This is a genomic window from Rhodococcus sp. PD04 (assembly GCF_035918275.1).
GTDB lineage: Bacteria > Actinomycetota > Actinomycetes > Mycobacteriales > Mycobacteriaceae > Rhodococcus > Rhodococcus rhodochrous.
On sequence record NZ_CP142143.1, the window covers coordinates 1,847,008 to 1,869,366 of the forward strand.

General features: G+C 69.7%; 19 protein-coding genes. 9 read left to right on the forward strand and 10 right to left on the reverse strand.

What is annotated here, in order from left to right; genetic code table 11:
- The first annotated feature begins 40 nt into the window (after positions 1-40).
- On the forward strand, positions 41-715 hold the full coding sequence (gene nucS, locus U9J23_RS08515) for an endonuclease NucS (RefSeq protein WP_006554723.1): 675 nt from the start codon (positions 41-43) through the stop codon (positions 713-715).
- A gap of 2 nt (positions 716-717) precedes the next feature.
- The gene (locus U9J23_RS08520; protein ID WP_006554724.1) at positions 718-1,041 is read left to right on the forward strand and encodes a hypothetical protein; all 324 of its coding nucleotides are present in this window, start codon (positions 718-720) and stop codon (positions 1,039-1,041) included.
- Positions 1,042-1,081: 40 nt separating this feature from the next.
- On the opposite strand, the gene U9J23_RS08525 is transcribed toward U9J23_RS08520, so the two are convergent.
- The 4 genes from U9J23_RS08525 to mce all read right to left on the reverse strand — a co-directional run bounded on the left by U9J23_RS08525 (position 1,082) and on the right by mce (position 4,593).
- Positions 1,082-1,591, reverse strand: a complete 510-nt coding sequence (locus tag U9J23_RS08525; RefSeq protein WP_106200157.1) for a hypothetical protein — start codon at positions 1,589-1,591, stop codon at positions 1,082-1,084.
- Between the two features lie 88 nt (positions 1,592-1,679).
- Positions 1,680-2,735, reverse strand: coding sequence for a DNA polymerase III subunit beta family protein (locus tag U9J23_RS08530; protein WP_272269995.1), 1,056 nt, complete (start codon positions 2,733-2,735; stop codon positions 1,680-1,682).
- Positions 2,736-2,791: 56 nt separating this feature from the next.
- On the reverse strand, positions 2,792-4,024 hold the full coding sequence (locus tag U9J23_RS08535; RefSeq protein ID WP_085470848.1) for a hypothetical protein: 1,233 nt from the start codon (positions 4,022-4,024) through the stop codon (positions 2,792-2,794).
- Positions 4,025-4,107: 83 nt separating this feature from the next.
- Positions 4,108-4,593 carry a methylmalonyl-CoA epimerase gene (mce, locus tag U9J23_RS08540; RefSeq protein WP_059383976.1) on the reverse strand — a complete coding sequence of 162 codons (486 nt, stop codon included), beginning with the start codon at positions 4,591-4,593 and terminating at the stop codon, positions 4,108-4,110.
- A gap of 104 nt (positions 4,594-4,697) precedes the next feature.
- On the opposite strand from mce, the gene U9J23_RS08545 reads away from it, so the two are divergent.
- From U9J23_RS08545 to U9J23_RS08555, 3 genes are all read left to right on the forward strand, one after another.
- Positions 4,698-5,888, forward strand: a complete 1,191-nt coding sequence (locus U9J23_RS08545; RefSeq protein ID WP_059383975.1) for an acetyl-CoA C-acetyltransferase — start codon at positions 4,698-4,700, stop codon at positions 5,886-5,888.
- A gap of 105 nt (positions 5,889-5,993) precedes the next feature.
- The gene (locus tag U9J23_RS08550) at positions 5,994-6,353 is read left to right on the forward strand and encodes a DUF3817 domain-containing protein (protein ID WP_059383974.1); all 360 of its coding nucleotides are present in this window, start codon (positions 5,994-5,996) and stop codon (positions 6,351-6,353) included.
- A 115-nt stretch (positions 6,354-6,468) separates the two neighbouring features.
- Positions 6,469-7,359: a tetratricopeptide repeat protein gene (locus U9J23_RS08555; RefSeq protein ID WP_085470851.1), complete on the forward strand. Its 891-nt coding sequence runs from the start codon at positions 6,469-6,471 to the stop codon at positions 7,357-7,359.
- Between the two features lie 73 nt (positions 7,360-7,432).
- Here the strand turns inward: U9J23_RS08555 and U9J23_RS08560 are convergent, their stop codons facing one another.
- From U9J23_RS08560 to U9J23_RS08570, 3 genes are read right to left on the reverse strand one after another with little or no spacing between them, the layout of a single operon-like run.
- On the reverse strand, positions 7,433-8,881 hold the full coding sequence (locus U9J23_RS08560; RefSeq protein ID WP_272269990.1) for a neutral zinc metallopeptidase: 1,449 nt from the start codon (positions 8,879-8,881) through the stop codon (positions 7,433-7,435).
- Between the two features lie 28 nt (positions 8,882-8,909).
- Entirely contained in the window at positions 8,910-11,120 is a 2,211-nt protein-coding gene (glgB, locus tag U9J23_RS08565; RefSeq protein WP_442802275.1) for a 1,4-alpha-glucan branching protein GlgB, read from the reverse strand.
- Positions 11,117-13,135 carry an alpha-1,4-glucan--maltose-1-phosphate maltosyltransferase gene (locus U9J23_RS08570; RefSeq protein ID WP_059383972.1) on the reverse strand — a complete coding sequence of 673 codons (2,019 nt, stop codon included), beginning with the start codon at positions 13,133-13,135 and terminating at the stop codon, positions 11,117-11,119. The genes glgB and U9J23_RS08570 overlap by 4 nt, the downstream gene beginning before the upstream one ends.
- 497 nt (positions 13,136-13,632) lie before the next feature.
- On the opposite strand from U9J23_RS08570, the gene glgP reads away from it, so the two are divergent.
- Positions 13,633-16,209, forward strand: coding sequence for an alpha-glucan family phosphorylase (gene glgP / locus U9J23_RS08575; protein ID WP_059384000.1), 2,577 nt, complete (start codon positions 13,633-13,635; stop codon positions 16,207-16,209).
- 21 nt (positions 16,210-16,230) lie between these two features.
- Here glgP and U9J23_RS08580 read toward each other — a convergent pair whose 3' ends face one another.
- Genes U9J23_RS08580 through U9J23_RS08590 form a run of 3 tightly spaced genes read right to left on the reverse strand, consistent with a single transcriptional unit; the run spans position 16,231 to position 20,238 of the window.
- Complete coding sequence (locus U9J23_RS08580; protein ID WP_174479670.1) at positions 16,231-18,258, reverse strand: ATP-dependent DNA helicase; 2,028 nt, start codon at positions 18,256-18,258, stop codon at positions 16,231-16,233.
- A 25-nt stretch (positions 18,259-18,283) separates the two neighbouring features.
- Positions 18,284-18,901 (reverse strand): nicotinamidase, encoded by a 618-nt coding sequence (locus tag U9J23_RS08585; RefSeq protein WP_059383970.1) that lies wholly within the window; start codon positions 18,899-18,901, stop codon positions 18,284-18,286.
- Positions 18,902-18,906: 5 nt separating this feature from the next.
- Positions 18,907-20,238, reverse strand: a complete 1,332-nt coding sequence (locus U9J23_RS08590) for a nicotinate phosphoribosyltransferase (protein ID WP_272266429.1) — start codon at positions 20,236-20,238, stop codon at positions 18,907-18,909.
- A 69-nt stretch (positions 20,239-20,307) separates the two neighbouring features.
- Here U9J23_RS08590 and clpS point away from each other — a divergent pair, with 69 nt between their 5' ends.
- From clpS to U9J23_RS08605, 3 genes are read left to right on the forward strand one after another with little or no spacing between them, the layout of a single operon-like run.
- On the forward strand, positions 20,308-20,664 hold the full coding sequence (gene clpS / locus U9J23_RS08595) for an ATP-dependent Clp protease adapter ClpS (protein ID WP_059383968.1): 357 nt from the start codon (positions 20,308-20,310) through the stop codon (positions 20,662-20,664).
- Between the two features lie 24 nt (positions 20,665-20,688).
- Complete coding sequence (gene aosR / locus U9J23_RS08600; protein ID WP_059383967.1) at positions 20,689-21,267, forward strand: oxidative stress transcriptional regulator AosR; 579 nt, start codon at positions 20,689-20,691, stop codon at positions 21,265-21,267.
- Positions 21,228-22,358: a P1 family peptidase gene (locus tag U9J23_RS08605; protein ID WP_085467924.1), complete on the forward strand. Its 1,131-nt coding sequence runs from the start codon at positions 21,228-21,230 to the stop codon at positions 22,356-22,358. Before aosR ends, U9J23_RS08605 begins: the two co-directional genes overlap by 40 nt.
- Position 22,359 lies beyond the last annotated feature (1 nt).

Consider the following 22,359-nt stretch of genomic DNA (forward strand, 5'->3'; position numbering starts at 1 on the left):
TCGTTCGAGACTAGTCGAGTGGATCCTCTAGGGTGGCTGTGTGCGTCTTGTGATTGCCCGTTGCCGTGTGGACTACATCGGACGCCTGACGGCTCATCTGCCGACGGCCCGACGTCTCCTCCTCGTCAAATCCGACGGTTCGGTGAGTGTCCACGCCGACGACCGTGCCTACAAGCCCCTGAACTGGATGAGCCCACCCTGCTGGCTCGAGGAGGAGTCCGTCGAGGACGCCGAGGCCCTGTGGGTGGTCACCAACAAGGCAGGCGAGCAGCTGCGCATCACTCTCGAAGAGATCGACCACGATTCGAGCCACGAACTCGGTGTCGACCCCGGTCTGATCAAGGACGGTGTCGAGGCGCACCTGCAGGAACTTCTCGCCGAGCACGTCGAAACCCTCGGGACGGGCTTCACCCTGATCCGGCGCGAGTACCCCACGGCGATCGGACCCGTGGACCTGTTGTGCCGCGACGCCGACGGGGCGACCGTCGCCGTGGAGGTGAAGCGCCGCGGCGAGATCGACGGCGTGGAGCAGCTCACCCGGTATCTCGAACTGCTCAACCGGGATCCGCTGCTTGCTCCCGTCAGCGGCGTGTTCGCGGCCCAGCAGATCAAGCCGCAGGCACGGACGCTGGCCACGGACCGCGGCATCCGCTGCCTCGTACTCGACTACGAGGCGTTGCGGGGTACCGAGAGCACCGAGTTCAGATTGTTCTGATCGTGCCGCGCCGCAACCGATCCCGCACCGGCCGCAAGCGCGGTGGGGCGACCGACGAATCCCCGACCTATTTCGGGGCGACGGTGCGCACCGAGAACGGTCCCGCGGGGGCCGAAGGTGAGCGTTTCACCGTGCGCACGGTGCCGGGTTCGCGTGCCACCAAGCCGTACCGGTGCCCGGGATGCGATCACGAGATCGCGCCGGGAACACCCCATGTCGTCGCGTGGCCGACCGATGCGCTCGGCGGTGCGGAGGACCGGCGGCACTGGCACAGCGGATGCTGGGCAGGACGCGGGACCCGTCGGCCCACGCGACGCTGGTCCTAGGCCACGACGGATCGCTGTGGGACCGGTCGTAATAGACCTGTCAGCGGGCAGTACCCGGTGCGGACACTCGCGGCGCGGTGTCGCGGTCGGCGGTCGCCTGCCGCACCTCGTGCACGGCTGTGCGGATGGTGTCGCCGTAGGGATCGTCGGGGAGCGCGGAGAGGTGGTCCTGCGCGCGGTCGAGATGTTCCGTGGCTGCCCGGAACGACCCGAGACGACGGAGGTCGTCGGCCAGGTTCAGGTGCAGGCTCGGATAGAAGCCCGCGACGCGGAGAGATTCGTGGTGTTCCCGGGCACGCTCGTCGGTGAGGGCATCGGCAGCGTCGAGGGCGCGGACATCCCAGACCAGGGACTCAGCGGGATCGTCGTACAGGTCGGCAAGGTAGTGCGCGAGCGTGCAGCGGTGGAATACGTCGCCCGCCGAACCGATTCGCTCCCAGAGGGACAGCAGGTCGCGTCGGGCCGACCCGGTGTCCCCGTCGCGACCGCGAAGCACTGCTGCGCTGATCGCGTCCATCGTGGGATCGGGTGTCGAGGGGGATGTGGACATGGCGGGGCTCCTGTCGAGGTCTTGGGCGGATCCGGAGGGCACTGTTGATGTGGGCACTGTTGATGTGGGCACTGTTCGAGGGAGTGCTTCAGGGCGCGCTGCGCGGCATGACGAGTGTGGTGAGATCCCCCTCGTCGGCCGACCGGACGGTGACCGGCAGCTCGGGGCCGCGAATGTCGAGCATCAGGTCGTCGCCCAGCGCGTGACTCCACGCGGGATACACGGTGACCAGGTCGAACCAGATCGTCAGCTCCGGTCCGGTGGCCGTGCCGTCGAGCGGTATCTCGTCCCCGTCTGGGAATACCAGGACGGGCCGGTCGGGGGAGGTTCGTAGGCCGACCGTCTCCGGTGCTCGCTGTTCGAGCACCGTCACCACCCGGCGTTTGCCGAGGGTGACCCGCTGTGTCGCCGCGGGGAGCGAGTCCAGCAGGAGTCGGTGGTCGGGGTAAGGCTCGGGAAGCAGACGGCAGCGGAGGACGTCGTCGCCGGAGGTGCGGAAGGCGACCGCCCGCTCGTCCGCTTCGACGGTCACCGACGGACTGCGTCGGAGCCGGGACGTCGCGACCCGCAGGTCGTCGCCGGCGAGGGTGCCGGCCCAGGACGGGCAGGTCGGATCGGTGGGCACGAGCGTCCGGGTGGCGAGCCGGTACCGGTCGGTGGCGGTCAGCCTCACGCAGCCGGATCCGGTTTCCATGTGCACGCCGTTCAGTACCGGGATGTCGGGGTCGTGACCGGTGGAGGCGGAGACCTGATCGACGGCGCCGGCGAGGACGGGTCCCGGCACCGTGCAGATCACGCGGCGCGATTCGGCACGCAGGGACGCCGCGAGGGTCTCGGCGGCCCGTCGGAGCCGCTCGGCCTCCGTGGTCATCCCGGTGACGTGGTCGTCGAGCAGTCGCGCGGCCTCGTCCGTGTCGGCGGCGAAGAACTCACCGATGGCGGGCAGCGGCATCCCGATCTCCCGCAACTGCCGCAGCCGGCACGCACGCGGGACCTGGGAGCGGCTGTAGAACCGGTATCCCGTCGACGGATCGACCTGCTCGGGACGCAGCAGGCCGGCATCGTCGTAGAACCGCAATGCGCTCGCGGTCAGTCCGACGAGCTCGGCGAACACGCCGATCGACATCATCTCCGGGTCGGTCACCGGCCCATCATGGAGCTTCGACCGACTCGAAGGTCAAGCCCGACGGCCGGCGACCGTCAGTTGCGGACCTTGCTGGCCACGGCGGGAGAGCGACCCTGCGCACCGGCGCCGACCGAGGGGGAGCGATGCGGTGCCGAGGCGTTCGGCGTGCGTGGAGTGGACTGGGATCCCTGTGCGCCGCTGTTCGGCTGCGCGGCCGAGTTCGGGCCGGAGGCGTCGCTCTGGGGGATCCGCGCCGTCCGGTCGGCCTGCGGCATGGGCGTGGTCTTGTCGGTCTGCGGCAGCGGCGCGGTCTTGTCCGCCTTCGCGTCGGCCTCGGAGGATGCCGGCTCCTTCGGACTCTCGTCGTCCGAACCCTGCTTGTCGCTGCCCTGCTTGTTGTCGCGCGCCGTGCCGAGGACGGTCGTGCGGGGCTCGTCGAGGGAGATCTCCCGGTCGAGCAGTTCGCCCTCGCGGTTGATGCCCGCGAGCAGCGTGGGGACGTCGTCGAGCTGCTCGCGAACGGCGTCGAGCTGGCCGAGGATGCGTCCGCGCAGCACGCGGAGTTCCTCGGTGAGGTCGCGCGCGTTGGCGACCTTCCGCTCGGACTGTTCGGTGGCGCGGGCGAGCCGTCGTTCGGCTTCCTGCGTGGCTTCCTCGATGCGGCGCTCGGCTTCGGCCTTACTCGTCCGTTCGAGTTCGTCGAGCGCTCCGAGCAGCTTCGTGCGGCGCTCGGACATCGTGATCTCGAAGTCCTGCTGTACCTGCTCGCGCTTGGCCTCGGCCTCGGCGGCGAGTCGCTCGGCCTCCGCGCGGGCCGCCGCCACGATCCGCTCGGCCTCTGCGCGGGCCGCGGTCATCGTCCGCTCGTGCTCGGCCGCGAAGGCGACGCGGGTGTCCTCGAGTTCGGCGAGCTTCTTCTCGTAGTCGCCCCGGAGTCGGATGCCCTCCTGCTCCGCCAGCGAGATCATCTCGGCGGCGTCGGCCTCGGCGCGGGCGCGCAACTCGGAGGCCTCGTCGGAGGCGAGACGCAGCATCCGGGAGATGCGGTCGCTCATGCCCTCGGCGGTGGTGGGCGGCACCGACAGACGGTCGACGTCCTTGCGGAGTTCGTCGATCTCGTTGCGGGCGTTCTCGAGCTGTCGGGCCAGATCGCGGGCCTGCGCGGCGGCGGCGTCGCGGTCGGTGGCGGTCACGCGCAGCTCGGCCTCGAACCGTGCGAAGTAGTTGGTCACCTCGTCGCGGTCGAAGCCCTTCCGCACGATGGAGAACGGCAGGTGGCTGGGTGCGCGATCACGATCGAAGACCATGGAGACAATCTACCCGGTCCCTGCGGGTACGACCCGGGTGCGCTCCCGCCCCATCCGTCTTCGGGAGCGCACCGGAACGGCCGTCAGTGAGCGGGATGTGCTGCCGGCTCGACGAGCTCGACGAGGACGCCGCCCGCGTCCTTCGGATGCAGGAAGTTGATGCGCGAATCGGCGGTGCCGCGACGGGGTGCGTCGTACAGCAGGCGGACGCCGCGCTCACGAAGCGCAGTGGAGACGGCATCGATGTCGGAGACGCGGTAGGCGAGCTGCTGCAGACCCGCACCGTTGCGGTCGATGAACTTCGCGATCGTGGAGTTCTCGTTCAGCGGGGCGAGCAGCTGGATCATGGTGGACCCTTCGGGGGTCCCCGGAACGGCCAGCATCGCCTCGCGCACGCCCTGCTCCTCGTTGACTTCCTCGTGGGTGGACACGAGGCCGAGGTTCTCGGCGTACCAGGTGAGGGCGGCATCGAGGTCGGGCACGGCGATGCCGACGTGATCGATGGCGGTGACGAGTCCGGAGGCGAGAACGGACGTCGCCGGAGTGGATGTGGGAGAGGTCTCGGTCATGCTCTAGACGGTAGCGGTACCGTTGAGTGCACTCCTATCGGGATTCAGGTGAATATCCGAGGGGAGTTTTCCGATCACATGCCGATCTTTCGGAGGAATGTCCCGTGAGCAGTTCTGTCATCGTCGCCGGAGCCCGTACGCCCATGGGGCGTCTTCAGGGCTCGCTCAAGGATTTCTCCGGATCGGATCTCGGTGGCGTGGCGATCTCCGGTGCGCTCGAGCGCGCCGGTGTGGCTCCTGAGCAGGTCGAATACGTCATCATGGGCCAGGTGCTCACCGCCGGCGCCGGCCAGATCCCGGCCCGTCAGGCGGCCGTCGCCGCCGGCATCCCGATGGACGTCCCGGCGCTGACCATCAACAAGGTGTGTCTGTCGGGCATCAACGCGATCGCGATGGCCGACCAGCTGATCCGCGCGGGCGAGTTCGACGTCGTCGTCGCCGGCGGCCAGGAGTCGATGAGCCAGGCCCCGCACATGCTCGAGAAGTCCCGCGCCGGCTTCAAGTACGGCGACGTGACCCTGCGCGACCACATGGCCTACGACGGTCTGCACGACATCTTCACCGACCAGGCGATGGGCAACCTCACCGAGTCGGCCAACTCCGGCGACCGCTTCGTCTCCCGCGAGGAGCAGGACGCCTTCGCCGCTGCCTCGCACCAGAGGGCTGCCCGTGCCTGGAAGGACGGGCTGTTCGAGGACGAGGTCGTCCCGGTGTCGATCAAGCAGCGCAAGGGCGACCCGATCGTCTTCGCCGCCGACGAGGGCATCCGCCCGGAGACCACCGCCGAGTCGCTCGGTTCGCTGCGTCCGGCCTTCTCGAAGGACGGGACCGTCACCGCCGGTTCGGCCTCACAGATCTCCGACGGCGCCGCCGCGGTCGTCGTGATGAGCAAGGCCAAGGCCGAGGAGCTCGGCCTGAGCTGGATCGCCGAGATCGGTCGCCACGGTGTCGTCGCCGGGCCGGATTCGACCCTGCAGTCGCAGCCGGCACGGGCGATCGCCAAGGCTTGCGAGCGCGAGGGTGTCGACCCGAAGGACCTCGACCTCGTCGAGATCAACGAGGCGTTCGCCGCCGTCGGCATCGTCTCGGCCCGCGAACTGGGCATCGATCCCGCGAAGGTGAACGTCAACGGCGGTGCGATCGCGCTCGGCCACCCGCTCGGCATGTCGGGTGCGCGCATCGTGCTGCACCTGGCGCTGGAGCTGAAGCGCCGCGGCGGTGGCGTCGGTGCCGCCGCACTGTGTGGTGGTGGCGGCCAGGGCGACGCGCTCATCGTGCGGGTGCCCAAGAGCTGACCCTCTTTCCTAGAGCATGATCACGGCCCCGGCGCAAGCATGCCGGGGCCGTGATGTCTCTCACTGAACTACGGCTTGTCGTAGGCCTTTCGGCACAATGGCCGCATGACCAACATCCTCGACGTGTCCACGCCCGCGAAACGATTCCGGCTGATCGCGATCTGGGAGGCGGTGACCTGGCTCGCCCTCCTGATCGCCATGTTCTTCAAGTGGGTGCTCGGCTACGAAGAGGCCATCGCGATCCCGGGCATGGTGCACGGCGTGGCCGGTTTCATCCCGTTCGTGCTCATCGCGCTCCTCACTGCGCTGTCGCTGAAGTGGGATCTCAAGACGACCTTCCTCGCCCTCGTGTCGAGCGTGCCCCCGTTCGGCACGATCGTCTTCGAGCGCTGGGCCGTGCGCACCGGCCGCCTCGGAGAGCTGTCCGCTCCGGCGACCCGCGAGGACGTCACCGCGACCGTCTGACCTCACGGCGACGTCCCCCGGTCCGCGCAGCACGATTCGGACCACTCGTGACAAACTGGTGGACGTGACTCGACCCGGTTCCCGTCCAGCACGTTCAGCCGCCGTCGCCGCGGCGATGTCCGGCGCGGTGGATCTCTCACCGCTCAAGGAGAGGGCCTCCGCGCCGCCGCCTCCGCCTCCGTCCGGTGGCGACGGCGCCGCACCCGCTGCCATCGCCCCGATCGTGGACGTCACCGAAGCGACGTTCGAGACCGAGGTGCTGCAGCGGTCGACGCAGGTGCCCGTGATCGTCGACCTGTGGGCGACCTGGTGCGAGCCGTGCAAGCAGCTCTCACCCGTTCTCGAGAAGCTCGCGAACGAAGCGAACGGTGCATGGGTCCTCGCGAAGGTCGACGTCGACGCGAACCCGCGGATCGCCCAGGCGTTCGGCGTCCAGTCGGTGCCCACGGTGGTCGCGATCGCGGCCGGCCAGCCGCTCGCCGACTTCCAGGGCGTGCAGCCCGAGCCCGCGCTGCGTCAGTGGCTCGACGCCATCCAGAACGCGGTCGCAGGCAAGCTGTCCGGCCCTCCCGGGGCCGAACCGGAGGAACAGCCCGCCGACCCGCGCTTCGAGGCCGCCGAGCAGGCACTCGAGAACGGCGACTTCGAGGGCGCGGAGGCGGCCTACCAGCTCGTACTGAACTCCGAGCCGAACAACACCGAGGCGCAGGCCGCGCTGCGGCAGGTGCGTTTCCTCGCCCGCGCGAGCAAGGTTCCCGAGGATGCGATCGAGCGCGCCGATGCCGCTCCGAACGACCTCGAAGCCCAGTTCACGGCGGCCGACGCCGAACTGTTCGCGCAGCAGCCGGAGGCGGCCTTCGGTCGTCTCATCGAGTTCGTGCGTCGAAGCGCCGGGGACGAACGCACCGCCGCACGCACCCGGCTCCTCGAACTGTTCGAACTGTTCGACGCCGCGGATCCGGTGGTGGTGTCGTCGCGCCGCAAGCTCGCGATGGCCCTCTACTGATCCCTACCGATCGATTCCCTACCGATCTATCGGCCCGGCCGCTCACCATTCGTGGTGGGCGGCCGGTGTCGTCTCAGCGGTAACGCCCGGTGCAGGCCGCTTCGCCGCCGAGGACGCCGGTGCGGAAGGCGTCCACCCGCGCGAATCCGCTCGGCACCGTGTTGCCGTTGACGTCGCTCGCGGCCAGGCCGTCGGTGAGCAGACCCGAGACTGCTTCGTCGAGGTCGCCGGGGGACAGCCACACCAGCACCTGGCTCGGGTCGACGTTCGAGGCGAGGGTGCTGTCGGGGCTCAGCGCGGCACTGATCACCCCGGACAGGCAGGCCGCCCGCAGGGCGGTGCGCGGCTCGGTGAGCGACTGCCCGGCCTCCTTCTGCACTGCGAGTGCGTAGCGCGAGGCGACGAGCACGTAGGCGTTGTAGTCGCCGCGGACACCGGGGTCGAAGCCGCTCCCCGGCGGGGCGGCCGTACCGCGCTCGCTCAGTGCGTCCATGTCGACGCCCACGGTGTTGGTTGCGGGGCAGTACGACACCGGCGAGGTGGCCCGTGCGTCCGAACACCCGAGGTCGGCGCCCGACAGATCGAGTTGCGGCAGCGCCGCGAGGTCGAAGACCTGGTGGAACGACTCGAAGATGGCCTCGACCGACTCGTCGGTGACCGGCAGTTCGCCGTCGTCGGCGGCGTCCTGGTACTGCGGCAGATCGGCGCGGCGCGACTCGATTTCGGCGGCATCGATGCGCGCACACGAGCCCGCCCCGTCGGTGAATCCGATCTGTACGGCCGTCACCCGTTCGAAGGCCGAACCGTGGATCGAGTCGGGATCGTTCGGATCGGCGTCGCGGAAGAGCACCATCGATGCGAGCACGTTGTTCAGCCCGTCGGAGGTGTCGAGCTGGAAGTGCGTCGACCGGCCCTCCGCGACGTGCCGCATGAACGCACCGGCGAAGCAATCGGCCTGCTGCTCGAACACGATGCCCGGATCGTCCTCGGCGACCAGCCCCGCCGAATGCTGGACGGCGTGCCCGTATTCGTGGGCGAGGACCGTCACCGCGGCCATCGGCCCGAAGCTGTCGATGAGCTGCGGCATGAGGTAGGTGCGGTCCCATCCGATCTCGTCACCACCGCTGCAGTAGGCCGCGTTGATGAAGTCGTAGGTGGGTTTGCCGCAGAAACGCGGTCCCCGCCGCTCGGACGGATCCCACGACACGATCGTCCCGACCGGACGGAAGGTGCCCCTGGCGACGGAAGCGAACTCCTGACGCCAGTACTCCTCGATGTCGGCGATGGCGTTGCCGGCCAGGACGTCGACGGGACCGCCGTCGGTGTTCTCGATCTCGATGTCCGCATCGGGCACCCCGTTGCGCGGGCCCGACGCCCCGGAGGTGACGGGCAGCCCCGCCACGGTGAAGGGGTTGTCGTAGATCGACACCGCCGTTCCTTCGATCCGCTGGGCGCATCCCGCCAGCAGGACGACGGTCAGTGCGGGCACCACCAGTCGCGCGAACCGGTGCGTCCGTCGCATGTCGTTGTGCTCCTGTCGTCGGGCAGCGTCACCTCCGCAACGACAACCAGATGGCGCCGTGCGCAGGCAAGGTCACCCGAGCCGAGGCGGGACGCCCGTGCCACGAATGTTCGTCCGCCTCCACGGCGCCGAAGTTGCCCGCTCCGTTGCCCTGGTAGGCGGTCGCGTCCGTGTTGAGGACTTCCTCCCACGTGCCCGGTTCGGGCAATCCGACACGATAGTCGGCGTAGGTCGTGCCCGAAAAGTTGTGCAGGCACGCGAGCACCGAGCCGTCGCTGCCGTAGCGCAGGAACGACAGGACGTTGTTGTGCGCGTCGTTGGCGTCGATCCACGAATATCCGCCGGGCGTGGTGTCGAGCGTGTAGAGCGCCGGGTGCGAGCGGTAGATGCCGTTGAGATCGCACACCAGCCGGTGGATGCCGGCGTGGAGCGGTTCGTCGAGCTGCCACCAGTCGAGGCCGCGTTCCTCGGACCACTCGGCGACCTGCCCGAACTCCTGGCCCATGAACAGCAACTGCTTGCCGGGATGCGCCCACATGTAGGCGAGCATCGACCGCAGGCCGGCCGCACGTGTGGCATCGTCGCCCGGTAGTCGCGTCCACAGCGTGCCCTTGCCGTGGACGACCTCGTCGTGGCTGATGGGGAGCACGAAGTTCTCGCTCCACGCGTACACGAGCGAGAACGTGATCTCGTGGTGGTGGTAGGTGCGGTGCACGGGATCTCGGCCGAGATAGCCGAGAGTGTCGTGCATCCAGCCCATGTTCCACTTCATGCTGAACCCGAGCCCGCCGACGTTCGTCGAGCGGGTCACGCCCGGCCAGGAGGTCGATTCTTCCGCGACCGTCACGATCCCCGGATAGTGCTTGTGGACGGTGGCGTTGAGTTCCTGCAGGAACGCGACGGCCTCGAGGTTCTCGCGTCCGCCGTAGATGTTCGGCGTCCAGCCGCCCTCGGGACGCGAGTAGTCGAGATACAACATCGAGGCCACGGCGTCGACGCGCAGACCGTCGATGTGGAACTCCTCGATCCAGTACAGGGCGTTGGCGACGAGGAAGTTCCGCACCTCGGGCCGGCCGTAGTCGAAAACGTAGGTGCCCCAGTCCAGCTGCTCACCGCGGCGCGGATCGGGATGCTCGTACTGGGGGCTGCCGTCGAAGCGCGCGAGCGCCCACTCGTCCTTGGGGAAGTGGGCGGGCACCCAGTCCACGATCACGCCGATCCCGGCGGCGTGGAGACGGTCGACGAACGCGCGGAACTCGTCGGGAGTGCCGAAGCGGGAGGTGGGGGCGTAGTAGGAGGTGACCTGGTAGCCCCACGACCCGCCGAAGGGATGCTCCGCGACCGGCAGCAGTTCGACGTGCGTGAACCCGGTCTCGAGGATGTACTCGGCCAGCTGGTCGGCGAGTTCTGTGTAGTTCAGGCCCGGACGCCACGATCCGAGGTGCACCTCGTAGACCGCCATCGGTTCCTGCCAGGGCTGCGACTTCTCGCGGGTCGCGACCCACTCGTCGTCGTTCCAGGTGTAGTGACTCTCGGTGACCTTCGACGCGGTCGCGGGCGGCACCTCGGTGGCGAACGCCATCGGGTCGGCCTTGTCGCGGACGGATCCGTCGCGGCCGTGCACCCGGTACTTGTACAGCGCGCCCGGTTCGACGCCGGGGACGAAGACCTCCCAGACGCCGCTCGAACCGAGCACCCGCATCGGGGTGGTGCGCCCACCCCAGCCGTCGAAGTCGCCGGTGACGGTGACTCCGCGTGCGCCCGGTGCCCACACGGCGAAGGACGTGCCCGTCACCGGGCCGTCCGGGGTCTCGTAGGTTCGTGGGTGGGCGCCGAGCACCTCCCACAGCCGTTCGTGCCGGCCCTCGCTCAGCAGGTGACGGTCGAGTTCGCCCAGCGTCGGCATGAAGCGGTATCCGTCCGCGACGACCTCGACGTGATCGAACGGGTAGGTCACCACGAGCCGGTAGTCGGCGAGATCGAAGACCGGGATCAGGGCGCTGAAGACGTCCTCGCCCACGGGTTCGAGCGGATGGTCGCGACCACTGATCCGGGCGGCGACCTTCTCGGCCCCGGGGCGCAGTGCCCGGATGACCGTCCCCTCCGGATGCGGATGGGCCCCGAGCACCGCGTGCGGATCGTGGTGCTCACCGGCGGCGAGCAGGTCGAGGTCCTCCGGTCGCGGGCTGTGGCGCCGGCGCGGAACATCGGCGCCCGGCGTCTGGGGCGGCACGGTCACGACTGCCTCCTGTAGGCGAGCGTTGTGCGGGTGGGGATGCCGATCGGGGGCAGGACCAGGATGTGTGCCACCGCCCGCCACGGCTCGAGGCGCACGTAGTTGGCCTGTCCCCACGAGTACTGTTCCCCGCTCACCTCGTCGTAAACGGGGAAGTGGTCGTGCCAGTCGTGTCCGATCGCCGGCATGTCGAGCCAGACCGTGCCCTGTTCGGCCCCGTAGGGGTTGAGGTTGATCACCGTGAGCACGCAGTCCCCGGTGGACGGATCGAACTTCGAATAGGCGATGAGTGCGTCGTTGTCGACGTGGTGGAAGGTGATGTTGCGCAGCTGCTGCAAGGCCGGATGCGCGCGCCGGATGCGGTTGAGGGTGGTCAGCCACGGTTCGAGCGACTCGCCGCGCCGGCGGGCCTCGTCGTATCGTCGCGGCCGCAATTGGTACTTCTCCGAGTCGAGGTACTCCTCGCTGCCCGGCCGCACCGCAAGGTGCTCGAACAGTTCGTAACCCGAGTACACCCCCCACGACGGGGCCATGGTGGCGGCGAGCGCCGCGCGCAGCGCGAACATGCCCGGCCCGCCGTGCTGCAGCGTCTCGTGCAGGATGTCGGGGGTGTTGACGAACAGGTTCGGCCGGGCTTCGTCGGCCTTCGCAGCGATCTCGGTACCGAACTCCGTGAGCTCCCATTTCGCGACCCGCCACGTGAAATACGTGTAGGACTGCGTGAATCCGCGTCGCGCGAGCCCGTACATGCGGGCGGGGCGGGTGAACGCCTCGGACAGGAACAGCACGTCGGCATCGGTGCGCTTGATCTCGGCGATGAGCTGCTCCCAGAAGTTCGGGGGCTTGGTGTGCGGATTGTCGACGCGGAAAATGTCGACGCCCAACCGGATCCAGTGCCGGACCACGCGCAGGACCTCGGCGTAGATGCCCTCGGGGTCGTCGTCGAAGTTGATCGGGTAGATGTCCTGGTACTTCTTGGGCGGGTTCTCCGCGTACGCGATCGTGCCGTCGGGCAGCACGGTGAACCACTCCGGATGCTCCCGCGCCCACGGATGATCGGGGGCGCACTGCAACGCGAGATCGAGTGCGACCTCGAGGTCGAGTTCCTTCGCCCGGGCGACGAAATCGCGGAAGTCCTGCTCGGTGCCCAGTTCGGGGTGGATGGCGTCGTGACCGCCCTCGTCGGAACCGATCGCCCAGGGCGACCCGACGTCGTTCGGGCCGGCGACGAGCGTGTTGTTCGGTCCCTTGCGGTTGACCTTGCCGATCGGATGGATCGGGGGGAGGTAGACGACGTCGAAGCCCATCGCCGCGATGCGCGGCAGGTCGCCGGCGGCCGTGGCGAAGGTGCCGTGCCGCGGGGTGCCGTCCTCGTGCCAGCCGCCGGTGGACCGGGGGAAGAACTCGTACCAGGAGCCGAACAGTGCGCGGCGACGATCCGCGAAGGCCGTGAACGCCTTTCCGCGCGTGACCAGCTCGCGAAGGGGATGAGCGCGGAGGATCTCGGTGACGTCGGGGGAGAAGGCCGGAGCGATGCGTTCGGCCAGCGGCCGGTCGGAGCGCAGGGACACCGCGACCGCGAGCAGGGCGGGCCGGTTGCCGCGCGGTGCGCCCTTCGCGGCCTTCTCGAAGATCCGTGCACCGACCTCGAGATCGTTCGCGAGTTCGGCGGCGTCCTGCCCGGCATCGGCCTTCGCGGTGACCGCGTGCCGCCAGGTCGCCACCGGGTCGCTCCACGCCTCGACCCGGTAGGTCCACGCGCCGACGCTCGTGGGGGAGAAGGTGGCGTGGAAGGTGTCGGGTTCGGTGCCCGGAACCATCGGGATCCGCACCAGCCTGCCGGCGGATTCGGGATCGTCGGCCGGTCCTCGGACGGCGAGTGTCGCGGCGATGGCGTCGTGGCCCTCGCGCCACACGACGGCGGAGACCGGCACCACCTCCCCGACGACCGCCTTCGTCGGATAACGCCCTCCGTCGATGGAGGGTTGTACGTCGTCGATGGCGAGCCGACCTGTCACGCTAGCTCCGTTCCGTGCGGGTCCGGGTGGACGAGCAGGGCCGATGGGGGCAACGACCGTGTCTCGGACCACCGTAATGGAGGTCGCGCCGCGCGGCTGTGCATGCGGCGGGGACCCGCGAAGGATCCCCTCTGCGGCACCGAAATTATCTGTAACTCAGCGTTCACTTCAATTGACCGGACGGCAACACCCTGCTCCCTACTGTTTGTTCTGCAAGACAACAACAGCCTCCTCGGAGGCACGACGAAGGGAAGAACACATGGGTCTGGTTGCCGGTCTGATCGGAGTCGTCGGAGACTTGCTGCACCTGCTCCTCGGCGGACTCTGAGTCCACCGGCCGACGGGGGGTCGGTCACAGGAGAGAAGGCCCCGCGGTGTGCACGCCGCGGGGCCTCTCCGTGTGCCGGGTGATCCCGTCCGCGACCGGCACGGATACGGGCACGTGAGATCCGACGCCCGGCCGTCACGAAGCGCCCGCGGTCGGTAGTGTGCTCCCCGTGAAAGCACTGCGCCGGTTCACCGTACGAGCCCATCTTCCCGAGCGGCTGGCTGCGCTGGGAGCCCTGACCGCCAACCTCAGATGGTCGTGGCACCCGCAGACCCAGGACCTGTTCGAATCGGTCGACCCGGACCTGTGGCGCCGGTGCAGCAACGACCCCGTCCGGCTGCTCGGCGAGGTGCCGCCCGCCCGCCTCGACGCGCTCGCCGAGGACGGCGACTTCCTCGCCCGCCTCGATGCCGCTGCCGCCGACCTCGAGCACTACCTCGCCCGTCCCCGCTGGTTCCAGGAACAGCAGGAACGCGGCGCGGCACTGCCCGCCGGCATCGCCTACTTCTCGATGGAATTCGGTGTCACCGAGGTGCTGCCGAACTACTCCGGCGGCCTCGGCATCCTCGCCGGCGACCACCTCAAGGCCGCCTCCGATCTCGGCCTGCCGCTCATCGGTGTCGGCCTGCTCTACCGCTCCGGCTACTTCCGGCAGTCGCTCAGCGCCGACGGCTGGCAGATGGAGCACTACCCCTCCTACGACCCGCAGGGCCTGCCGCTGCGACTGCTCACCGAGGCCGACGGCACCGCCGCGCTCGTGCAGGTCGCCGTGCCGGGTGGGCGCACACTCGACGCGCGGATCTGGATCGCCCAGGTCGGGCGCGTCCCGCTGCTGCTGCTCGACTCCGACATCCCGTCCAACGACGAGGAGCTGTGCGGGGTCACCGACCGCCTCTACGGCGGCGACCAGGACCACCGCATCAAGCAGGAGATCCTCGCCGGCGTCGGCGGTGTCCGCGCGGTGCGCGCCTACACACGCATCCACGGCCTGCCCGACCCCGACGTCTTCCACATGAACGAGGGACACGCGGGTTTCCTGGGCGCAGAACGCATCCGCGAACTCGTCACCGGCTCCGGACTCGACTTCGACGAAGCGCTCGCCGCCGTGCGGGCCGGCACGGTCTTCACCACCCACACCCCCGTGCCCGCGGGTATCGACCGCTTCCCGATCGATCTCGTCCGTCACTACTTCTCGGGCACCAACGGCGAGAACGAGTCGGCGCTGCTGCCCGGCCTCACGGTCGACCGCATCCTCGCGCTCGGACGCGAGAGCAACCCGAACGTGTTCAACATGGCCCATCTCGGTCTGCGACTCGGCCAGCGCTGCAACGGTGTGTCCAAGCTGCACGGCGAGGTCAGCCGCGGCATGTTCGAAGGACTGTGGCCCGGATTCGACGCCGCCGAGGTGCCCATCGGATCGGTCACCAACGGTGTGCACGCCCCCACCTGGGCCGCGCGCGAGTGGATCGCGCTGGCCAACCGGCTCGCCGGACCCGACCGGGTCGAGGAGGCCCGCGGCTGGGAATTGCTCCAGTCCATCGACCGCAAGGAACTGTGGTCGACCCGCAACACGCTGCGCGCCCAGCTCGTCGCCGAGGTGCGCCGCCGGCTGCGCGAGTCGTGGCTCGAACGCGGCGCCACCGAGGCCGAACTGGGCTGGATCGAGTCGGTCTTCGACCCGAACGTGCTCACCGTCGGGTTCGCACGGCGCGTGCCCACCTACAAGCGCCTCACCCTGATGCTGCGCGATCCCGAGCGGCTGCGCGCGTTGCTGCTCGACGACGAACGGCCCGTGCAGCTCGTCGTCGCCGGTAAGAGCCACCCCGCCGACGACGGCGGCAAGGCCCTCATCCAGCAGGTCGTGCGGTTCGCCGACGAGTACGACGTGCGGCACCGCATCGTCTTCCTGCCCAACTACGACATGTCGATGGCCCGCTATCTGTACTGGGGTTGCGATGTGTGGCTGAACAACCCGCTGCGCCCGCTCGAGGCGTGCGGCACGTCGGGCATGAAGTCGGCCCTCAACGGCGGTCTCAACCTGTCCATCCGCGACGGATGGTGGGACGAGATGTTCGACGGTGAGAACGGCTGGGCCATCCCCACCGCCGACGGTGTCGACGACACCCGCCGCGACGATCTCGAGGCCGCCGCCCTGTACGAATTGCTCGAACGTTCGGTGCTGCCGCGCTTCTACGACCGCGACTCCGACGGTGTGCCGGCCCGCTGGATCGAGATGGTGCGTCACACGCTCGAGAATCTCGGCCCGAAGGTGCTCGCCTCGCGCATGGTGCGCGACTACGCCGTCGACTACTACATCCCCGCGGCCGCGGCGGCCGCGAAGGTGACCGCCGACGACTACGCGGGTGCGCGGGCGCTGGCCGACTACCGGCACCGCATCGAGGCGGCGTGGCCCGGAGTACGTGTCGCGCAGGTCGATTCGACGCCGATTCCGGACGTGCCGCAGATCGGCCTGCCGCTGGGGCTGACCGCACACGTCCAGCTCGGCGACCTGACCCCGGAGGACGTCGAGGTGCAGGCAGTGGTCGGGCGCGTGGGCTCCGACGACACGATCGGCGACCCCGTCACCGTGCCGATGGAACACATCGGCACCGATTCGCTGGGGGAGGAGTTCACCGCGACGGTGCCGTTGCCGCTCGCCGGCGCCGTCGGCTACACGGTGCGGGTGCTGCCCAGACACGGCCTGCTCGCCTCGCCCGCCGAACTCGGCATGGTCGCGCTCCCGTAGGAGCCGGGGCCCGCCGGGTGCTCAGCCGCGCAGACGCGTGAGTGCCCGGCGGACCACCGCCGGATCGGCCGTTTCCCAGAACGGCGGCAGCGACGCGCGCAGATAGCCGCCGTACCGCGCGGTCGCCAGACGCGAATCGAGCACCGCCACCACACCCCGGTCGTCGGTGCTGCGCAGCAGTCGCCCCACACCCTGCGCCAACAGCAGGGCGGCATGATTGGCGGCGACCGCCATGAATCCGTTGCCGCCGCGCGCCTCGACGGCGCGCTGCCGGGCGACCAGCAGCGGATCGTCGGGGCGGGGGAACGGAATGCGGTCGATGAGCACCAGCGACAGCGACGGGCCCGGAACGTCGACACCCTGCCACAGCGACAGGGTCCCGAACAGGCTCGTCGCCTCGTCGGCTGCGAACTTCTCGACCAGCGCGCCCGTCGCGTCGTCGCCCTGGCACAGGACCGGCGTGTCGAGACGGTCGCGCAGCGCCTCGGTGGCGGCCTTCGCGGCGCGCATCGAGGAGAACAATCCGAGGGTGCGCCCTTCGGCTGCGGTGACGAGTTCGGCGATCTCGTCGAGATGCGAGGGCGGCAGACCGTCGCGGCCGGGTGGCGTCAGGTGCTTCGCGATGTAGAGGATGCCCGCCTTCGCATGATCGAAAGGCGACCCCACGTCGATCCCGTTCCACGCGAGATCGCCCTTGTCGGAAGGCGGTTCGGCGCCGGAGGCGGAGGTGGTGTCGCTACGGGCGGGGGACTGCGGCGGCAGACCCCAGTTGACGGCGAGGCCGTCGAACGACCCGCCGACCGTGAGGGTCGCGGAGGTGAGGACGACGGTGGACTCGCCGAACAACCGGCTGCGCAACAACCCGCCGACCGAGAGCGGCGCGACCCGCACGGTGCGGCGGACGTTGCCGCGGAACTCGTCGGCGGCGAGCCACACGACGTCGGGCCGCTGAGAGGGATCGCGCTGCTCGAAGGTCGTGAGCACCCGGACCGCGCAGTCGTGCACCTCGTCGATCTCCGCGAGCGCCTGACTGCGGGCCGCGGCGACCTCGGGGTCGGTGCCGGGCTTGGCCGGTCCGATCGCCGTGTGCACGGCCCAGGCGGCATCGCGGATCGAGGCCAGCGCGGCCGCGGCGCCCTCGGGCAGCTCGTCCCAGCGACCCGCCGGTAGTGCTTCGAGAAACGACTCCCAGTTCTCGGCGGCACCGTCGAGCCGATCGATCTCCTCGTCCTCGACGAGCTTGACGCAGCGCCGCGCGGCCGCCGACACCGTGCCCGGAGACAACTCGGCCGTGGCGACGTTCGTGATCCGATCGACGAGTTCGTGCGCCTCGTCGACGACCACGACGTCGTGCTCGGGCAGGATCGAGATGCCGGTGATGGCATCGATCGCGAGCAGCGCGTGGTTGGTGACGACTACGTCGACCTGCGCGGCCTCGGCTCGCGCGATCTCGGCGAAGCAGTCTTCTCCCACCGGGCACCGCGACTTGCCGAGGCACTCGCGCGCCGTGACGGAGAGCTGACGCCACGCCTGATCGGAGACGCCGGGAGACAGATCGTCGCGGTCGCCGGTCTCGGTGGTGGACGACCACTCCGTCACCCGCCGCACCTCGCGGCCGATGCGCGAGAGGGCGAACGCGTCGAACAGCTCGGCGTCGGGCGTCTCCTCGGCGAGGCCGGTATGGATCTTGTTCAGGCACAGGTAGTTTCCGCGACCCTTGAGGATCGCGAAACGCGGGCGCCGGCCGAGCGAACCGGCGAGGGCGTCGGCGAGTCGCGGCAGGTCGCGCTCGACGAGCTGCCGCTGCAACGCGATGGTCGCGGTGGAGACCACCACGGTGCGGCCCGTCTTCACCGCGTACCGGATACTCGGCACGAGATAGGCCAGCGACTTACCGGTACCCGTGCCGGCCTGTACGGCGAGGTGTTCGCCGGTGTCGATGCTGTGCGCGACGGCCGAGGCCATCGTCAGCTGGTTGCGCCGCTCCTTACCGCCCAGTGCGTGCACCGCGGTTCGCAGCAATTCTGGGACTTCGGGGAGATCCGGCACCGGCACAGGGTATCGGTCCCCACCGTCACCTTCGGCCTGCGGCCCCGCTACCTGTGACTTCGGCGATATCTGTGACTCCGGAGATGTCGGTGACCAGTTCGACGCCGGCCTCGCGCATCCGTTCGAGTGCCGGGCGGATCGTCGTCTCCGACACCCCCGCGGTGTAGGGCAGCAGCACCCGCGCGCCGAAACCCTCCTCGATCGCGTCGAGCGCGGTGGCCCGCACGCAGTGGTCGGTGGCGATCCCGACGATGTCGACGTCCGTCACGCCGCGGTCGCGCAACCACGACGCCAGCATCGTGCCCTCGTCGTCGGTTCCCTCGAAGCCCGAATAGGCCGCGTCGTCGGCCCCCTTCGAGAAGACGGCCTCGAACCGGTCCGTGGCCAGCTCCGGATGGAAGTCCGCGCCCGGCGTCCCGGCCCGGCAGTGCGGCGGCCACGAGTCGACGAAATCGGGTTCGGGAGAGAAATGATCCCCGGGATCGACGTGGTGGTCGCGGGTCGCGACGATGTGTGCGTAGTCGTCACCGCGCGCCTGCAGGAACCGGGTGATGTCGGACGCCACCCGCGAGCCACCCTCCACGGCGAGCGAACCGCCCTCGCAGAAGTCGTTCTGGACGTCGACCACCAACAATGCGCGCATGGCACTCACCCCTCACGGACGAAGCGGGTGGGGATGGCGGGATCCCCGGCCGAGAGCGTCAGGCCCTCCCACGGCAGACGCACCATGCCCTGCCGGAGGTACTCCCGGCTCTCCTCCAGGGTAGGCAGATCGCCGACCGCCTCGCCGCCGCGGACCAACGGGATCATCAGTTCGTGGACCTGCGAACCCTCGCCCGGCGGGACCTGCTCGGCGCGGGCCGGGTACACGACCTCCTCGACGAGCGTGCCCGTCCTCCGCGCATACCGGACGGCCCGCTTCGCGCCTCCTCGGGACTCCTTCGCCGCACTGCGCTTCTCGACCGCGATGCCGTCGACCTCCACGAGCTTGAAGACCATGCCCGCGGTCGGAGCCCCCGACCCCGTGACCAGCGACGTGCCGACACCGTAGGCGTCGACCGGCTCGGCCCGCAGGCCCGCGATCCCGTATTCGTCGAGATCACCCGACATCACGATCTTCGTGCGGGTCGCGCCGAGCCCGTCCAGCTGTGCGCGCACCTGGCGGGCGAGCACACCGAGATCACCCGAATCGATCCGCACGCCACCGAGTTCGGGGCCGGCCACCGCGATCGCCGTGTTCACGCCCTCGGTGATGTCGTAGGTGTCCACCAGCAGGGTCGTGCCCACACCGAGGCTCTCGACCTGGCTGCGGAAGGCGGACGCCTCGTCGCGACCGGCCGTCGTGGTGTGCAGCAGGGTGAACGCGTGCGCGGCGGTACCTGCGGCGGGAATGCCGTACCGCTGCGCGGCCTGCAGATTGGACGTCGAGTCGAATCCTGCGAGATAGGCCGCGCGCGCCGCGGCGACCGCCGCTTCCTCGTGGGTGCGCCGCGACCCCATCTCGATGAGCGCGCGGCCGTCGGCCACACTCGCCATCCGTGCCGCCGCCGACGCGATCGCACTGTCGTGGTTGAAGATCGACAGCGTCAACGTCTCGAGCAGGACGCACTCGGCGAAGGTGCCGCTCACCGACAGGATCGGTGAGCCCGGGAAGTAGAAGTCGCCCTCGCGGTAGCCGTCGATGTCGCCGGAGAACCGGAAGTCGCGCAGCCACTCGACGGTCCGCGGAGCCAGGAAACCGGCGGCGAGTTCGAGCTCGGCCTCGTCGAACCGGAACGATTCGAGTGCCTCCACCAACCGTGCGGTGCCCGCGACGACGCCGTACCGCCGGCCCGGGGGAAGACGCCGGGCGAAGACCTCGAAGACGCACGGGCGGTCGCCCGTGCCGTCCGCCAGGGCAGCCTCGAGCATGGTCAACTCGTACTTGTCCGTGAACAGTGCGGTGCCGGGACGACCGGCACGGTGAATGGCTTCGGGCACCCGATCACTGTAGAGCCACGGCCTCCGAGGCGGGTTTTTCGCCGTGCTCCGAAGTCGTACCCTGGGAACATGGCGCCGTGTAGTACGACCACTCCGCTCGACGTCCGATTCATGGCCGGCCAGGCCGTTCAGGCCATGGCGGGACAGGCCGTTCCTGCCGAGGCCGAAATCGTCGAGGAGATCGAAGCGGTCGACAGGCCATGGGTGACCGTGGTCTGGGACGACCCCGTCAACCTCATGCACTACGTGACGTTCATCTTCCAGAAGCTGTTCGGGTACAGCAAGGCCAAGGCCACCGAGCTCATGCTCAAGGTCCACAACGAGGGCAAGGCCGTCGTGTCGAGTGGTTCGCGTGACAAGATGGAACACGACGTGCAGCGTCTGCACGCCGCCGGGCTGTGGGCGACGATGCAACGCGACGAATGATCCCCACAGGAGGGCCCGACCGACGTGCGGCAGTGGACCAGGAAGAACTCGCTCAGCGGCCCCAAGCTCCGGTCGGAGATGGACGCCCACGAAGCGTCGGTGCTGCGGTCGCTCGTGTCCTCCGTGCTGGGCATGCTCGAGGAACGCGCCGGACAGGCCCCGCAGGACGACCTCGCGGCGCTGACCGGCCTGCGCACCGGTAACGCCACCCCGCCCGAGATCCCGGCGCTGCGACGACTCCTTCCCGACTTTCACCGCCCCGACGCCGATGCCGTCGCCGAGGTCGGCGACGACGCCGCCGACCTCAACGGTGCGATGCGGAGCCTGCACGAACCGAGCATCATCGACGCCAAGCTCGCCGCCGGCGCGGTCATCCTGCGCACCGTGCCCGAAGGCGGCGGCAAGGTGGTGCTCAATCCCGAACAGGCCGAAGCCTGGCTGTACGGGCTCAACGACGTGCGGCTCGCGCTCGGCACCACCCTCGGCATCGACGCCGACACCCCCGATGTTCTCGACGACGACGATCCGCGTGCCCCGCATCTCGACGTCTACCACTGGCTGACATGGATGCAGGACTCCCTCGTCCAGGCGCTTCAGCCGTGATCGTGCCGGGGCCGACCGATTCGCTGCTCGACGTGGCGGGTCTGAGTGTCGGTCACTGGCAGCGCCTCGATCCCGAGGTCACCGTAGGCACCCCCGAGATTCCCGGTACGGGCGCCGCCACGGGATGCACCGTCGTGCTCGCCGACCCGTCCGCCGTCGCATCGGTGGACGTGCGAGGCGGGGGACCGGGCACGCGGGAGACCGACCTGCTCGATCCGAGTCACTCCGTGCAGCGCGTCGACGCGGTCCTCCTCACCGGTGGCAGCGCGTACGGGCTGGCCGCCGCCGACGGCGTGATGCGTTATCTCGAGAAGAACGGCAAGGGGATCCCGATGGGCGCGCCCGGCGCGGTCGTCCCGATCGTCCCCGGCGCCGTCATCTTCGACCTGCCGGTGGGCCAGTGGTCCGCGCGCCCGACCGCCGATTCCGGATGCACCGCCGCGGCCACCGCCTGCTCCACGCACCTCGAGCGCGGCAGCGCCGGCGCCGGCACCGGTGCCCGCGCCGGGGCGCTCAAGGGCGGCATCGGCTCGGCGAGCGTGCGGATCACGGACGGTCCAGCAGCCGGGGTGACCGTGGCGGCGCTGATGGTCGCCAACCCCGTCGGCTCGGTGTTCGACCCCGTGACCGGCCTGCCCTGGGGCGTCGACGCCGCGCGAGCCGAGGAACTCGGACTGTCGTCGCCCTCCGCGTCGGATCTGGCCGCGGCCCGCGCGCTCGGCGACAAGGGCACCGTCCTGAACACCACGATCGGTGTGGTCGCTACCGACGCACCGCTGTCGAAGGCGGCGTGCCGTCGCGTCGCGGTCACCGGGCACGACGGGCTCGGCCGCGCGATCCGTCCCGCGCATTCCCCGCTCGACGGCGACACGATCTTCGCCCTCTCGACCGGCACCGCCGACGTCACCGACGCACTCCGCGACTCCCCGTCGATCCCGGCCTTCGCCGCCGAACTGCCGATCCTCGCCGCCGTGTGTGAGGCCGCGGCGGTGGTGGTCGAACGCGCGATCGTCGACGCGATCCTGTCCGCGACCTCCGTGGCCGACATCCCCGCCTATCGCGACGTGCTGCCCTCGGTCTTCGGCCGCTGAC